The following is a 14,158-nucleotide window of genomic DNA, read 5'->3' on the forward strand; positions in this document are numbered from 1 at the left end:
CATACTGCTGACCGCTACAAAGCACCTTTTGATCTGGGCTGGGATAATAAGACTCAGTATATGCTCATTCACATTAAGGATTAACGGCTTTATGTTCAGAAGTGGACATGTCGGGCTGGAAGGAGATTGAAGTATGCGCAAGCCGTCGCTCATTTGACAAACAGCCATTCGTTTGGGAGCAATCACGCTAACTTCTGCTAAAAAGCAAATATGAATCGATCCATCACAATGACAACACACCCATCTAAAAGATCTTTTCGAAGTTGTGTGCCTTTGGATCGTTTCGCTTGCAAAGGATTGATAATGTAGTGAATCCATCCGCTACGTTTCAGATATCCTGCCAAACCTCGATGGTACTGTCCGGTTGCCTCGAAGACAACGACAGGCTCCACACCACTTGTCTCTTTCAGTATGCTAAGCACTTCCCTTAGCCGCTCGAAACCTTTCTCACCATGCTGAAGGGAGCACCATCGTAAAACACCTATAAAAATAGCCAACTAGAAAATTTCTGGCTGACTTAATAATACAAAAGCCGCTATAATAGCGACTTCATTAGGAATATGTTCTTGTCCCTCGACATCAAGTTGTGATTCAAGTTCATAGAGTATAATTTATTGTTGCTAACAGTTCAATCGGTACCGAGCGGTAATATCTTTTCAATAGATGTTTTGCTCGGGTCAATCACTCCTATGATGAGCTCATGGCGTTCAGCTATTCGTTTAGATATGTGGTGACCCGGTTTTGGATCAGCTTGGCTACTTCCTCTGCCGTTTTCTGTCCGCCAAAGAATGCGAGGGACTCTTCTCCGGCTATACTTAACACTTTAATATCAATATCTACATATTGAGCCGAGGATGTAACAATTTGTTTAAACACGGTGAATTGTTCATCCGGTACTTTTGCCATCTTCCCATTCGGAAGCTTATATTCTCCATTTTTAACTTTTTCTTGAAGGTCATCAATTTTCTTTTCATTCACGGATTTAAGCATCGAGAATCCTTCTCGATCTTGCAGCATTTGCACTTCTTTCGACAATAAAAAGCTGATGAACTTCCAGGCTTCATCCTTTACGGGCGATTTGGCATGGATTGCAAAATGTTTCATAGTAGATACTCGCGAGCCTTTTCGATCTCCGGTTTCTCCCGCCTGCGGTGATTGCAGCAGCTTGGGTTGATCAAAAAGCATGTAGGGCCCTTCGATAAAATCAATTGGCGACTTAATTGACGTGGAATTAAACATTTGATTGCCCGGCTTTGCTTCTTCCGATGTCACAATCTTTTCCCCGTACATTTGTTTAACCTGCTCGAACAGATTCACAAATTCGGGAGAATCGAATGTTGCTTTTTTGGCCGAAGTATCGACAAATGCAGCGTAGTTCTCAACAAGCATCTCCTGAAGGAGGAGTTCGGGCGGGTAGGACGCTAACGCATAAAGCTCATCGGTACCGCTTTTCTTTTGAATTACTTCCTTCGAAACCTTCTCAAACTCCTTCCAGTTCCAGGTCTTATCATCAAACTTAATATTAACGTTGCCTAGCATCTCCCCGTCTCCTACGAATACTCGTAACATGTACCCCAAAGGTATCGTATATATTCCATCATTCAGCTTCAAACCGTCCAAAATATTCATTTGCAAATCGTCTTTATCCAATGTCTGCTCTTTATTGAGTAACTCGTTCATGTCGAGAAGAAAACCTTTGCTCACATATTCTTTGAGTGGCAATTCATCAACTTCAATGATATCCATGCTTTTTCCCGATAACATGGCTGTATTCATAGAATTCCGATACTTCTCGTATTCCCCTGATCCCCATTGTTCTCCCGTCCTATATGCATTAATCTGCAGATCGATGTCCGGGTATTTCTCTTCGAATTTTTTCTCCACCGTTTGATAGAATGGGCTCGACTGAGTCACAGACAGGGTAAGTACTGTTTTTCCATCTTTTGATGTTACTTTATCTGCTGTACTACTTCCCCCGGAACTGCATGCGGTTAAGCTCGTGATAATAGCTCCGATAGAAAGGAGCAAAAGCCACTTTTTCATTTTAAATTCCTCCTGATCTCATTTTATTTTACGTCTCCCTATTCCAAACGAATACGGTCACCATCCTGCATAGGCTCGCTGCTGTTTAGAATGATTTTATCCTCTGGATAGATCCTGTCGGTTTGGATCATCGTTTCTTTGTCATTCTTCTCGCTGGACTCAATGTCGACTTTACGGACAACAAATACATTACCAAGTGCTCCAGGCCTCTGATCCACTACAAAAACATAAGTGCCTTCCCGGTCCTGATGGATAGCTGCATTGGAAACAAGCAGACCTTGATCGAGAGAACCTTTCTCGATTTTAATCCGAGCCTGCTCACCTCCTTTCAGTTTGGCATCAAGGAGTTTAATGCGGAGAATCTTTTGAGGCATGGTTACCACCCCCACTCCTTCATCAGATTCAGATGTCCCCTCTATAAGTGGCTTCTCATTAATGATTTCTTCAATGGTGCCATCCATGCTCCTGGCTTGCTGCTCTTGATCTGAATCTACCTCTACTTTGATCTGTTCTCCGATGGATATGCCTAAGGTAGACAGACGCTTTGCATCCGCTCTAACCTCGAATCTGTACCCTTCGCTGCTTTTCGAGAGAATGATATCCGGCTCGCCTGTGGAACCCAGTCCTTCTACCGCGTTCAGCCTTGTTATAATGCCATCGAATGGAGCGGTCAGTAACTGATTTTTGGACACATGCTCTCTCATTTCGTTGATTTTGCGCTCCTGTGCAGCAATATCAAGTTTGCCTTTTTCAATATCACGTTGTGCACTGCGCCGCTTGAGTTCATCTTCTTCAAAAGACGCCAGGATATACTGGTCCTGAAAACTCTGCTGTTCGATCTTCTGCTTTTCCAGATTTGTTAGTTCAACTTCAATTTCTTGTTCTGCCGGTTTACTGTCATAGGTGATAAGCTTCTGTCCTTTTTTTACATGATCGCCTTCTTTCACATGAATTTGCTGAGTCTTCCAGTTGGTTGAACCAAATAATTTGGCTTCAGCAATCGGCTGAAGGATTCCGCTACCTTCAATGACTAACGAAATTCCTCCCTTTTTCGGCTGCTCTGTGGTCACTTTTGGTAAGGTCAGCGATTGTAGCGTGTTGCTGAACAATGTAAATAGCAGCAGCAATCCCATAAAACTGATGAATACAACTACAATGATTCGCTTTCGTCTTTGCTCGGCAGTCTCTGTACCTAACTCCATATCCTTCCTCTTCTCCTCCCCATATCCGAACTGAAAAGCTAACCTTTAACGCCGGATAATTGAATACCCTCAATGAAATACGACTCCGCATACAGAAATACCATCACCATCGGGGCCATATAGAGCATCGATGCAGCAAAAGCCATCCCCCGCTCGGTTTGATTAATCGTGGATAAAAAGACGGACAGCGGTTGCTTGAACGGATCATCCAAAAAAATAAGAGGCTGCTCCACCATGTTCCAATAATCAACGAAAAGCAGAATTACAAGTGCGGCTAACCCCGGTTTAATCGTTGGAACAATCATCGTTACAAAAATCCTCAAATGACCTGCTCCATCCATTTTGGCAGCTTCAATATAAGCGTAGGGGATGTCCAGCATGAATTGTCTGAGCATAAACACGCCAAAAGCAGCGAAGATGCCAGGAACAATGATGGCACCCGTACTATTCAGCATCCCAAGCATATCGACCATAATATAATTTGGCACCAGCGTGACCTGGAATGGCATCAGCATCGTCATGACATATACCAAAAACATAGAGTCTCGGCCACGAAATTTCAGCTTGGAGAATGCATAGGCAGCCAGAGAAGCAACAAGAGTCTGACCTGCAATGATCGGCACTACCATGAACACGGAATTCCAGAACATCATCAAATATTTTGGACTGTCGATGAATACCTTCCCGTACTGTGACAAGGACACCTTATCCGGAATCAGTTTCAGGTTTGCAAATATACCCTCTTTACCAACTGCTGCTTCAGTTATTTGTCCAATCAGACCATAATTGATCCTGATTTCCTGCGCTGTCATCAGCGAATTTGTGAATATAATCACAATTGGTGATATTAAGATTACGGCTATAACCGTCAGACCGAATGTTAATACACCATTTTTCAATATGTGCACTACTCGCACAGACTTCATCTCACCTCCTATTCCATGTACTGCCGGTGCCGACGCTCCATCGCAAACAAGGCCAGAACGATCAATAGTATACTGACAAACATCAAGGTTGCCGCTGCGGTTAGTTTCTGAATGTCGAGTGATACAAACATGTTGTTCATATAGTGCTGTATCATGTAAATACTGTCATGGGGATAATCACCTGCAATTAGATATGTTTCCCGAAACACTTTAAATGAGTTGACAATCGACATAATCACGACAAAAAACATTGTCGAGGTGATGTAAACGAGCGTGACACTCCGGAATTGCCGTAAACGACCAGCCCCTTCAATTCGTGCCGTTTCGTAGTAATCCTTCGGAATTTGCTGCAGCCCGGCAAGGAATAGAATGACATTATAACCCATGTTCTTCCATATATACACGATAATCACAACTGTGCGTGCCGACTCGGACTTCATCCAATCCACAGGATCGTATCCGAAACTGTCCAGCCAGGCGTTCAGGGAGCCGTTCCAATCAAAAAGGATCTGCCAAATCATGATGATCGAAGCGGTGGGAACAACAAGCGGTAGAACATATGCGGTTCGGAGCCATTTTTGAATATAGACATTTTTATGTAAAAGTATCGCGAGCCCCAATGAGAGTATGATCATAAGTGGAACACTGATCGCGCTGAAGTATAACGTGTTGGAAGCTGCTTTAAGGAAAGAAGCACTTCTGAGTAGCTCACGATAATTATTAAATCCCACAAAGTGACCATCTACCGAATGGCTCATAAACGAATAATATACACCCATCGTAAACGGAATAAGGTAAAAGAGTGCAAATCCGATGCCGCTTGGCACAAGGAAGAACATGGCCACCGATGCATCCTTACGGAGCCACTTTTTCATGGTTTTCTAGATTCATCCTTTCACAGTCAATTTATTTTTCATTCGGGTTTCTTTCTCGCCTCCCTCTGCATTCCATTTTAGAAAAGATTGCTTAAGAAAATAGTGGCAAATTATTAAAAAATTATAAAGTTTGTTACTGCTAATGCAGTTTCTTAAGCACCGATGTTACATCCGAGAGTGACTCTCGGTCGATTTCTATTGTCTTTTTATCAGACCCAGCTATTATTAATGTTCATCCAGCAAATCTTGCCCAAAGACAATTACTTGCTGCAGGCTTTGCCAAAAAGGTTATCCTTTAAGGCCTGCACGTTTAACTCATTTGCGTCCGTTTTGTAGAAGAAACTTTGAGTTGCTGCATCGAAACGGACAGTATCACTGATCTTCACTTCTGGATCGGTCATTCCCCATACTTCTTCAGCGACGTAAACCGTAACGCCAGCCATTATTTGAAGGAAATCACGACATTTTTATGACGCTTTTTCTTTTCATGAAGGAACCCACCTACTGCTGTATGAATATGGAACTTTTCGCATTTTTACCTCTGCACAAATTAAACATTTCAATCATCCTCTCAATTTTTAATGAAACGCAAAAGTTCTTTCGATACAAGTTGCCCTGCTGTTATCTACTTTTGTGAAGTGCAAAGTCAAAGCGTAGAAATATAAATTAGTACAGTACCAGGCCGAAAATATTTCAATACGGTTCACAGCAACATAAACTTATGAATCCACGAATTTATTTGGTGGTACGTTGTATACCTACAAACATTCAATTACTTTCAGATCTGATGGAAGCTGGATCGTTTCACCTGCTCCATCCAGAACAGTGGCCCCCTTCGGTAAAAACAATTGGATGGTCATATGAAGGTGCAACAACAGATGAACAACGTGGTGGTGTTGGCTACAATTTCTATGAATTAATTGTTGGACATTTCAAATTGAATGTAGTTTATGACGTACAAAATAACTATCCTCGCATTTGGCTTAAAGGATGGAGCAATGGCACTTATGATTACAGTATAGGATTATAATTGATGCAGCATTTTTTCGTCCTTAACGTATATAATAGTAATAATGTAAAAAAATTGGACTAAAAGAAGGTGCTTCAATGATTGCCTTTTTGCTGCTTGCCGTGGCTGTGATATTGTTCTTTTCAAGTAATGAGAAGCTAAAGCGTTACGTTGTTTATGCTCTCGGAGGACTTGCTTTAACAGCCGTTGTTTTGTTGGGCTTTACGTTGGAAACAGGAACAAACTCTAAAGTGACTATAGGTTCTGAAAAAGCTGTAGTTCAAGATGTAATTCTTGAACAAAGTAAATAAACAAATAAAGGAAGTTTCCTTATAACGAGGAAACTTCCTTTTGTTAGATATTAATGCTGCACAGTAACGTTACCTTTGATTCATTCATACCATTTGCTTATTGAAACGGGGTTACGAAAAGGCGAAGCTGCCGCTCTCAAGTGGTCAGATATCAATTTCAAAGAAAAGACGATCCGTGTGGATGAAACACTCGATTTTCAAGCTGAAGACGAGGACGAACTTTTCGGAGATACAAAAACCGGAAATTCTACCCGCACCATAAGTGTAAGTAACGGCCTCATAAATGATTTAAGGTATCATGCTTCATGGCAGAATCAAAACAAGAACAATTTAGGGTCACCCTTCAACTTGGTATTGGCCTTCCGCGGAAAGAACCTCGCGTACCTTATAAGATAGTAGTTCATACTTCCATAAATTTCAGTCAAGAAAATACTAGATACGTATTTACTTCGTTTCGCTGACGATCATTCACGCACAGGATTGCACATTGAATAGAGAAGACTAGCTTTCTATTCAATGTGCATATAAACAGCTTAGATTTGAGTGTTCACATAGACTGAATAAACTGCACTTTGAGTAATATTGGGATTTGCAAATAATGAAACAGCATCATCACGGATTAAAGGGAGACCGGGAATATTGCTAGTCCATGAAATGGTAGCGGGGGCCAGTGTATAGGCAGCATTATTTGAAACCAGCACATTGGATGTGAATACCCCTTCTCCGTCACTGGGTTTGCTTGAGAACACGATTGTCCCCGTTATCGAAGCTGTTGTCACGATTGTTATTGTTGCAATAACATCACCTGCCGCAGGAGAAACTGCGTTATTAAAGACATTCTTACATATTTGATATAAATATGTCCCTGCGACCAAATTATTCACATTAATAGAACCTGATAAACCTGCAACTGTCCCAACTGTTCCAGCTACTACATAGGGTATGACATTAGATACTGCTCCAGGAGAACCAGCAATACGTTGGAATCCCGCATTGGTTCCACCAAACAGAATTACTTTAGTTGATGTTGTTGGCGTTGCTCCCGTTGGGCCCGTTGCACCTGTAGCTCCGACTGCTCCAGCATCTCCTGTCGCCCCCGTTGCACCCGTGGCTCCAGCTACTCCAGCATCTCCTGTCGCTCCTGTGACTCCCATGGCTCCGGCTGCTCCAACATCTCCTGTCGCTCCTGTGACTCCCGTGGCTCCGGCTGCTCCAACATCTCCTGTTGCGCCCGTTACTCCAGTAGCTCCAGTAACACCTGTGGCTCCCACTTTCCCAGAAATTCCAGTTGCTCCGGTGACCCCTGTTGTCCCCGTAATTACATTTGTTCTAGCAAAAATCGTTGCTCCAGTTGCACCAGTTACGCCGGTCACACCTTGTGGACCAATCGGAGTATAAATAATATATTTCGGCGTAGGATACTTAACACGGATAATCTTTCGAGTTACCAAACAGCGTTTTTTATTTTTCTTTAAACAATAATGGGCAGTTCTCTTCCTCTTTTTCTTTCGGTTTCTACCCTTTTTTTCATCTGAATCATTCAAATTCCTTTCGCACCTCCTTTAGATATTTTAATGAACGACTATAAAATATGATTGTATAATATGCCCTTTTAAAGCGACAAGTGATAATAAACCGAGCCCTTTCCTCTGACCATTATCCTTCTTCTCAAAATGCTTTATTCACAATAAGTTAGCAATAGATATTTATTACGACTATGTAGTAGTATCCGCATAAAAGTACCCTAATCTTTTGTACGCCCAAAATTTTATGAGCGCAATAAAACAATCTGCGCTAAACCATGCCAGATCTTGTTTTAACGGTGAAGTGAAAATGCGTTCATACCAGACTTTATAAATATGAGACATTTACAAACATGCGGAAACCTGGTATTGATATGAAATTTATTCTTGGAGTCGAGATAGCTGGTACCGTCTTGGCTTCAGGAGAAAAGGTAGCCCGTGTAACATCCGGTGATCGTGATATTGTGGTATCTCAGACCGCTGGGGTTTATGCCGAATATGTTGCTGCGGAAGAATACGATCTTGCTGAAATACCGCAATACCTATCCGATGCAGAATCGGCATTGATCCCTGCTGCAGGTATGACGGCTTGGCAAGCTCTTTCGCCTGGAAATGCACCTTGGACGGATGCAAAGTTTGTCAACTGCGCAAATCGGCAATATCTTCGCCGTTAAGTTCACAACGATTCAGTTCCGATCTACTCTTACACGCTCAACAATAATGGCACTTTAAGATTGTAATCCCTCTCAATACGCTCTGCCCATTAGTTTAATGAATCGAAGGGCAAGATACCTCTTAGATATACGTCTAATCGGCAATAGGAACATGTTCTTGTCCAATACGGTAATCGGTACAAGTTCTTGTCCTCAGCAGCTAGTTTCAGTCCGATTTTATTACCTAGCCACGTGTTTTTCTCCCCTCTTAATTTGTCAGTTGCCCATAACAATGTGAACATTTTCATGTATTATGATTTAAAATTACTTGAGAAAATAATCACTGCATCATGCCGCGACAATTCCTTCTGCCATGGCAAACATCCAACAGATATGTTAATCGAACCTGGAATGTAACTCTCCCGATACTCGCTGGAGTCCCTGAAGTCGAGTATTTTCACATTGAACCAACGTTCATGGGATGGATCCGGGAAATATCATGAAAATCTCAGGCAATACAATATTTATTACAGGGCATACGCACGGTGAGCCATTGGATGCCTTCCCAGATGGCATTTTCAAAGGACTGGAAAGGGGAAACTAGAGATCGAATATGGGACTTCCGTGGCCCGGTTCCGTATGTCACGAGATGAAATGGATCAGTATGTTGAACAGATGTATAATGCAACAAAGGACTCTGTTGAATAGCGACCTCGCTTCACAAATTTACAAAATAGAGACTCACCCGATTGATTAAGGCCTTAAAACGCTAAGAAGGCGCCGACATAGATCGGCGCCTTCTCTCTGTTCCAATCAATTACAACGTAATCGCACGGTGTGGCTTACTGTAATGACTGGTTCCGCCGCCTCCGACGATAACACGCCCGCCCTTATTAAACACCAGACGTTTGGTAATATTTCCGCTGAGCAGCACTTCAACTTTAGCTTGATTGGCAGTAGCTATATAGATGACATAGCCACTCTTAGAAATTACTGTCCGCCAGTTCCGGTCAAACTCTGACCGCAAGACCCGGCTGGAGTATACCTGATTTTCGACTCTACCTGGTTTAGTTCCCTTCATCGAAATCCCTCATTTCTGAAATCTATAGGACACGTTAATAATCTATTCACTAAGACTCTCAGAAGTGTAGGTAGATTCCTAAGTAGATGAAAGAAATAAAATCGACTTATGCGACTTATGCAGTATCGCCTACTGGAATGACGCGACGTTTAACAATAACACCATTTCTAACGGTGAACTCGATAAAATGGAAGATTGGGGTTGGTGCGCCCTTGAGAAATCCCTTTTTGACAAGTGGCGCCCCGGCTCCCCCAGACAGTTGATACCTTGTGCCTTGATATGAAAGTTGATCTAATGCATGCACATGGCCAACAAGAACCTGAGAGACCTTGCCGCGAACGCTGGATAAGAACCGGGTCAGTTGTCCTCGGGTGTTCCCGAACGTCGATGTGGGATCTTGAAAATAACGGGGATTGGCCCATTTCCCGATCCTAGGGGGAACGTGCATGGTCATAACTGTATTCTTCTGTGCCTTTTTTAGCTGCTCTCTCAAAAAAGCCAGTTCTCCTGGTGCAAAACCGTAGACTAACTGACCACTCCCATCGGAGTTAAGCTGTTGTGAATTATCCAGGCCGATGATCGTAGTTTTAATTTTGGGGAGATGGATTCCGAAATGCGTTGGTCCGATATATTTTCTAAAATTGGTAAGCGGTCCGTTGATACCCGTATGTTCATGGTTTCCAGGAACGATAAAAAAGGGGATATCAGGTACGCCTCTGTTCGGATCCTGAATCATCTGCAGCAAGCTTTTTACCGGTACACCGGAATAGGTCCCGCCTGTCTTGAATTCTTGGTCAGTTCCCGTGAATACGGCATCTCCGTTATGCAGAATAAATAGAGGCTTTCTCTTCAATTTGGAGATGGTGGATAAGGCCGAAGTAAATATTGCATTGCTGGATTGGCCGTTCCCAGCCCAGCCGTCTCCCATGCCGATAAAAGTGTATTCATTGCCTTTCAGCTTTTTTACCTTTGCCAATAATCGAGCTTTAGACGTCTGGAACAGTGTTCTCTGACTTGTCGCGGTTCTTTTGACTTGAGCCGTCTGTTTTTTGGATTTCATTTGGTCACCCTTCCCTGTAGATACACCTAATTTTATGGGGCGGATGACAGTAATGAAACGGCATTAGCCCATTTCGCTGGTAATCGCACAATACTTTTCTTGATCGAACTCATAGAATACAGGATCAACGGTCAAGGAGTGATATATTTGAGTATAATCAAAGCTGGAGATTGCGTCGGCATCCTTTATTTCACTACGATGGGTGCACCGGCTACAGTACATGACGGCGTTCTCGTTTCTCCTAAAAGTTTGAATTCGCAAACGTATAATGGCCCGGTTACTATACTGCATTACAATATCAATAGGAAATCCGGTCACCTTTTTCGCCAACTTATTACTGTGACACCGATTGAGATCCGTAAAACGCCCTTTATGACTAGCGATCAGAAAGGGCGTTGCAGCAGTTCCCCTTCTTCACCTGCTATAAAAGCGGGATCTTGTGTAGCTGTTAAATTCCGGGTACCCAAATCAACCACATTCCCGGCTGGACGGGAAGTGAAGAACGGCAGATTGCTATGCCCGATCAAAGATGGAAACAAGCCTCCAAATGAAGTATGGATATACCACTGGCTGGTCAGAAATCCAAACAGCGACTCTCCAAGTTTAAAATTAGATCTAAAAAAATATTCAGGCGTTACGTATGTAGAAAAAGCGAGAATATACCCTCTCCCGAAATAAGAGAAAATAGACGATGAGTTGTCTGTCGATGAACAAAGGTGATCGGAAAGCAATGGTCAGTATTTATCAAAAGATGACCCCGTGCATCCTTTAACTCTAAATTTTGTTCATATCTGCCTTTTCATAATATTTTATCTGACGGATTGTAATATGAAGTGCGACACCCGCTGGAAATAAATAAAAAATGGCCCATGGCCGGATTCGTGTAGAATGAAAGTTCTCACACAACCATTCACACAAGGAGAATCCACCATGAGCTACACACATCTTAGCATAATTGAACGTAGCAAGCTAGAAATCCTCCATCGGCAGGGGAAAAGTACCCGAGCGATTGCCAAGGAACTTGGCAGACATCATTCCACCATTGGCCGGGAACTCCGTAGAAATACAGTAGAACACCCATACGACGTGGAGAACGCCCAAGAGGGCTATGTCCAGCGCCGTAAGGCGTCTGTTTCCGGAGGCAAGTGGAATCTGGAACTGGCGAGTCGCATTGAAGACAAGCTCCAAACAACCTGGTCTCCAGAGCAGATCGTAGAACGATTGCGTCACGAGGGGCAAACCATGGTATGTTTTAAAACGATCTATCGTTGGCTGTATACCGGCCGTTTGGTGAAAGGCGTGCTGGACGTCCTCAGGCACAAAGGGAAACGTCAGAAGCCAGCAGAGACACGTGGCAGGTTTGCTGTGGGCAAGTCCATCTCTCAGCGTCCGAAAGAGGTCCGTAACCGGGAAACCTTCGGCCATTGGGAGCTGGATACCGTTGTCTCGGGCCGTAGGAAAAGCAAGGGCTGCGTAGCGACGTTCATCGAACGGAAAACCCGCTTGTACACAGCGATTCGCATGCCGGATCGTACCGCATTGTTCATGGAGATTGCCTTTGGGGTAGCGGCTTCACAGTACCCTGTCCGTGCATTTCAAACCGCTACCGCAGACCGTGGCAAGGAATTCGCCTGTTACACCAACCTGGAAGCCGTTCATGGGGTGCAGGTGTATTTTGCAGATCCTTATTCTTCCTGGCAACGCGGCTCGAATGAAAATGCCAATGGCCTCCTGCGAGAGTTTTTCCCCAAAGGGACGGATTTCGCCCAAATCACGGATGAAGCTCTGGAAAACGCTCTGAACTTGATCAATAACAGACCACGTAAATGCTTGGGGTAGAGAACCGCTCACGAATCCTTTTCAGAGGAACTGTCGCACTTGGCTTGACAATCCGTCATTTAATAATTGAAGGAAAATTAAAAATAGTATAAACGTAATCGATATAAGGCAAACTTGAAGCGATAGCGAAAACAATACTAATCGTTCATTGAGGATAAATAACCATGCTATAAATAAGAACAGGACGATAGTAACCAAATTTCGATTTATAATATGTTGGGAGCAAGGGGCTCCATTCCATGTATTTAGATTGAGAAGAATATTCTTTTTAGAGTAAACCTTAAGGACGCACTCAAATAGAGTAATGCTACAATTAGATGAATATACAGTTCATGTTGAGTGGTGATCAATCCACTATAATGAACAATAATTTGACCAAGACCACTCATGAACATCAGTAACACACTCGCAAGCAGAAAACCATTTATGGAAAACAGGTAAGAGAGTACCGCTATTTTTTTCAGAGATATTATAATTTCCGTAATTAGCAAAGAGCTATCTCTCGGCAGCTTCTCATTATTGAACTACAGTTTCCCGTTAGTTGAGATTATAAGATTGGAACTATCCTCCTCCCGGTAATGAGGCTGCCCGTTTTGAGACCTTAAACGGAGAACTTACAATGTCATCGTCTTTACTTTTCTTAATCTCGATTCTCATCATAATCTTACTAGCTGCTGTTTACTATCGAGATACCATCCGCTTTCCATATCCTATCCACTATTGAGCCTATTTCAAGGAACACAGCATCGCTCTTTTTATCCTTTAGATAACCAAAATGTAGATCAATATTGAGATCGATACCCTCCCAGATCTGCAACATGTTTTCATTAGCAAACCGCATAGCTATTGGCTCCGCCAGCAATGAACAACCAATTTCTCCTTGAACCAACTTCCCTATCAGAGATTCGTCATCGACATACATGATTTTTTGCGGAACCATATCCTGTTTCAGGAAGTAATCGATGGATTGTTTATAGAAGGGGCAACCTTGTGTTGTCCAAATCCACGGCTTTTTTGCAAAATACTCCAAGGACAACCTCTTCTTCGGTGGTATATCCCAACTGTTGGGATATACCACAACCATCTTGAAGGAATGGAGTTTAATGGAGTATACGGACGGATGTGCAACATTCCCATAATAAAAACCTGCGCTTATTTTCGCGCTGGTCAAATCCTGGGTGAAATCTTCACTTTTAGTATCGATAAAATGCAATTCTACCTGCGGCAGGCATTCCGAAATAAACCTGATCAATTTCTCTATTCGAAGAAGCTGCCCGTTTGTATTTAACCCGATCCGAATGGTGTTTGATTCTGCCTTCAAATCACTCGCTTTAAGATAGAAATCATCTAGGGAGGTGAGTATTTTCTGTGCTTCCAACAATATCTTTGAACCTTTTTCTGTAATAGTCATTCCTTTGGAAGTTCGATAAAAGAGAGGAAAACCAACTTCTTTCTCCAAGGCCTTGATGTGTGCACTTGCAGCCGGCTGACTTGTGTTAAGATGCGCTGCCGCTTCGGTCAAATTGCCAGTTCGGGCAATTTCTATAAAGGTTTTCAATTGATACAGCTCCAATTATCCTAGACCTCCTCAGATGTATTTGCATGAATCATTCCGTTTTCCCGATGGGTCCGATCA

At 42.8% G+C, this 14,158-nt stretch carries 17 protein-coding genes and 1 pseudogene; 7 read left to right on the forward strand and 11 right to left on the reverse strand.

Annotated elements, in window-relative coordinates:
* Positions 1-197 precede the first annotated feature (197 nt).
* The 6 genes from ACQSGY_RS10240 to ACQSGY_RS10265 all read right to left on the reverse strand — a co-directional run bounded on the left by ACQSGY_RS10240 (position 198) and on the right by ACQSGY_RS10265 (position 5,489).
* Positions 198-497, reverse strand: coding sequence for a hypothetical protein (locus ACQSGY_RS10240; protein ID WP_427051817.1), 300 nt, complete (start codon positions 495-497; stop codon positions 198-200).
* Positions 498-711: 214 nt separating this feature from the next.
* Positions 712-2,043 (reverse strand): ABC transporter substrate-binding protein, encoded by a 1,332-nt coding sequence (locus ACQSGY_RS10245; protein ID WP_427051818.1) that lies wholly within the window; start codon positions 2,041-2,043, stop codon positions 712-714.
* Positions 2,044-2,081: 38 nt separating this feature from the next.
* Positions 2,082-3,245 (reverse strand): efflux RND transporter periplasmic adaptor subunit, encoded by a 1,164-nt coding sequence (locus tag ACQSGY_RS10250; protein ID WP_427051819.1) that lies wholly within the window; start codon positions 3,243-3,245, stop codon positions 2,082-2,084.
* A gap of 38 nt (positions 3,246-3,283) precedes the next feature.
* Complete coding sequence (locus ACQSGY_RS10255; RefSeq protein ID WP_427052031.1) at positions 3,284-4,162, reverse strand: carbohydrate ABC transporter permease; 879 nt, start codon at positions 4,160-4,162, stop codon at positions 3,284-3,286.
* Positions 4,163-4,179: 17 nt separating this feature from the next.
* On the reverse strand, positions 4,180-5,046 hold the full coding sequence (locus ACQSGY_RS10260) for a carbohydrate ABC transporter permease (RefSeq protein WP_427051820.1): 867 nt from the start codon (positions 5,044-5,046) through the stop codon (positions 4,180-4,182).
* Between the two features lie 260 nt (positions 5,047-5,306).
* A complete protein-coding gene (locus ACQSGY_RS10265; RefSeq protein ID WP_427051821.1) occupies positions 5,307-5,489 on the reverse strand; it encodes a hypothetical protein in 183 nt (60 codons plus the stop codon).
* Between the two features lie 278 nt (positions 5,490-5,767).
* On the opposite strand from ACQSGY_RS10265, the gene ACQSGY_RS10270 reads away from it, so the two are divergent.
* The 3 genes from ACQSGY_RS10270 to ACQSGY_RS10280 all read left to right on the forward strand — a co-directional run bounded on the left by ACQSGY_RS10270 (position 5,768) and on the right by ACQSGY_RS10280 (position 6,762).
* Positions 5,768-6,076: a hypothetical protein gene (locus ACQSGY_RS10270; protein WP_427051822.1), complete on the forward strand. Its 309-nt coding sequence runs from the start codon at positions 5,768-5,770 to the stop codon at positions 6,074-6,076.
* 77 nt (positions 6,077-6,153) lie between these two features.
* Complete coding sequence (locus ACQSGY_RS10275) at positions 6,154-6,366, forward strand: hypothetical protein (protein ID WP_427051823.1); 213 nt, start codon at positions 6,154-6,156, stop codon at positions 6,364-6,366.
* Positions 6,367-6,459: 93 nt separating this feature from the next.
* Positions 6,460-6,762: a tyrosine-type recombinase/integrase gene (locus ACQSGY_RS10280; RefSeq protein ID WP_427052032.1), complete on the forward strand. Its 303-nt coding sequence runs from the start codon at positions 6,460-6,462 to the stop codon at positions 6,760-6,762.
* Between the two features lie 137 nt (positions 6,763-6,899).
* Here ACQSGY_RS10280 and ACQSGY_RS10285 read toward each other — a convergent pair whose 3' ends face one another.
* Positions 6,900-7,910 (reverse strand): collagen-like protein, encoded by a 1,011-nt coding sequence (locus ACQSGY_RS10285; protein WP_427051824.1) that lies wholly within the window; start codon positions 7,908-7,910, stop codon positions 6,900-6,902.
* Positions 7,911-8,263: 353 nt separating this feature from the next.
* Between ACQSGY_RS10285 and ACQSGY_RS10290 the strand changes: the two genes are divergently transcribed.
* Positions 8,264-8,563, forward strand: coding sequence for an alcohol dehydrogenase catalytic domain-containing protein (locus ACQSGY_RS10290; RefSeq protein ID WP_427051825.1), 300 nt, complete (start codon positions 8,264-8,266; stop codon positions 8,561-8,563).
* A 290-nt stretch (positions 8,564-8,853) separates the two neighbouring features.
* On the opposite strand, the gene ACQSGY_RS10295 is transcribed toward ACQSGY_RS10290, so the two are convergent.
* The gene (locus ACQSGY_RS10295; protein WP_427051826.1) at positions 8,854-9,003 is read right to left on the reverse strand and encodes a rhodanese-like domain-containing protein; all 150 of its coding nucleotides are present in this window, start codon (positions 9,001-9,003) and stop codon (positions 8,854-8,856) included.
* Between the two features lie 74 nt (positions 9,004-9,077).
* Here ACQSGY_RS10295 and ACQSGY_RS10300 point away from each other — a divergent pair.
* A pseudogene (locus ACQSGY_RS10300) lies at positions 9,078-9,250 on the forward strand (short-chain dehydrogenase); the annotation flags it as partial.
* A gap of 109 nt (positions 9,251-9,359) precedes the next feature.
* Here ACQSGY_RS10300 and ACQSGY_RS10305 read toward each other — a convergent pair.
* On the reverse strand, positions 9,360-9,623 hold the full coding sequence (locus ACQSGY_RS10305) for a hypothetical protein (protein WP_342551480.1): 264 nt from the start codon (positions 9,621-9,623) through the stop codon (positions 9,360-9,362).
* Between the two features lie 115 nt (positions 9,624-9,738).
* Positions 9,739-10,683, reverse strand: coding sequence for a metallophosphoesterase family protein (locus ACQSGY_RS10310; RefSeq protein ID WP_427051827.1), 945 nt, complete (start codon positions 10,681-10,683; stop codon positions 9,739-9,741).
* A 147-nt stretch (positions 10,684-10,830) separates the two neighbouring features.
* Here ACQSGY_RS10310 and ACQSGY_RS10315 point away from each other — a divergent pair, with 147 nt between their 5' ends.
* Both ACQSGY_RS10315 and ACQSGY_RS10320 read left to right on the forward strand, forming a co-directional pair.
* Positions 10,831-11,361: a hypothetical protein gene (locus ACQSGY_RS10315; RefSeq protein WP_427051828.1), complete on the forward strand. Its 531-nt coding sequence runs from the start codon at positions 10,831-10,833 to the stop codon at positions 11,359-11,361.
* Between the two features lie 252 nt (positions 11,362-11,613).
* A complete protein-coding gene (locus ACQSGY_RS10320; RefSeq protein ID WP_427051829.1) occupies positions 11,614-12,522 on the forward strand; it encodes an IS30 family transposase in 909 nt (302 codons plus the stop codon).
* Positions 12,523-13,189: 667 nt separating this feature from the next.
* On the opposite strand, the gene ACQSGY_RS10325 is transcribed toward ACQSGY_RS10320, so the two are convergent.
* Positions 13,190-14,095, reverse strand: a complete 906-nt coding sequence (locus tag ACQSGY_RS10325) for a LysR family transcriptional regulator (RefSeq protein WP_427051830.1) — start codon at positions 14,093-14,095, stop codon at positions 13,190-13,192.
* Positions 14,096-14,158: the final 63 nt, after the last annotated feature.

The sequence above is a fragment of the Paenibacillus sp. TC-CSREp1 genome (assembly GCF_050171015.1).
GTDB lineage: Bacteria > Bacillota > Bacilli > Paenibacillales > Paenibacillaceae > Paenibacillus > Paenibacillus silvae.

Bases quoted from the DNA above. Each gene is read 5' to 3' on its own strand.
- ACQSGY_RS10305 (WP_342551480.1), bottom strand. From the start codon at position 9,623: ATGAAGGGAACTAAACCAGGTAGAGTCGAAAATCAGGTATACTCCAGC.
- ACQSGY_RS10265 (WP_427051821.1), bottom strand. From the start codon at position 5,489: ATGGCTGGCGTTACGGTTTACGTCGCTGAAGAAGTATGGGGAATGACC.
- ACQSGY_RS10275 (WP_427051823.1), top strand. From the start codon at position 6,154: ATGATTGCCTTTTTGCTGCTTGCCGTGGCTGTGATATTGTTCTTTTCA.
- ACQSGY_RS10260 (WP_427051820.1), bottom strand. From the start codon at position 5,046: ATGAAAAAGTGGCTCCGTAAGGATGCATCGGTGGCCATGTTCTTCCTT.
- ACQSGY_RS10290 (WP_427051825.1), top strand. From the start codon at position 8,264: ATGAAATTTATTCTTGGAGTCGAGATAGCTGGTACCGTCTTGGCTTCA.
- ACQSGY_RS10320 (WP_427051829.1), top strand. From the start codon at position 11,614: ATGAGCTACACACATCTTAGCATAATTGAACGTAGCAAGCTAGAAATC.
- ACQSGY_RS10310 (WP_427051827.1), bottom strand. From the start codon at position 10,683: ATGAAATCCAAAAAACAGACGGCTCAAGTCAAAAGAACCGCGACAAGT.
- ACQSGY_RS10245 (WP_427051818.1), bottom strand. From the start codon at position 2,043: ATGAAAAAGTGGCTTTTGCTCCTTTCTATCGGAGCTATTATCACGAGC.
- ACQSGY_RS10250 (WP_427051819.1), bottom strand. From the start codon at position 3,245: ATGGAGTTAGGTACAGAGACTGCCGAGCAAAGACGAAAGCGAATCATT.
- ACQSGY_RS10270 (WP_427051822.1), top strand. From the start codon at position 5,768: ATGAATCCACGAATTTATTTGGTGGTACGTTGTATACCTACAAACATT.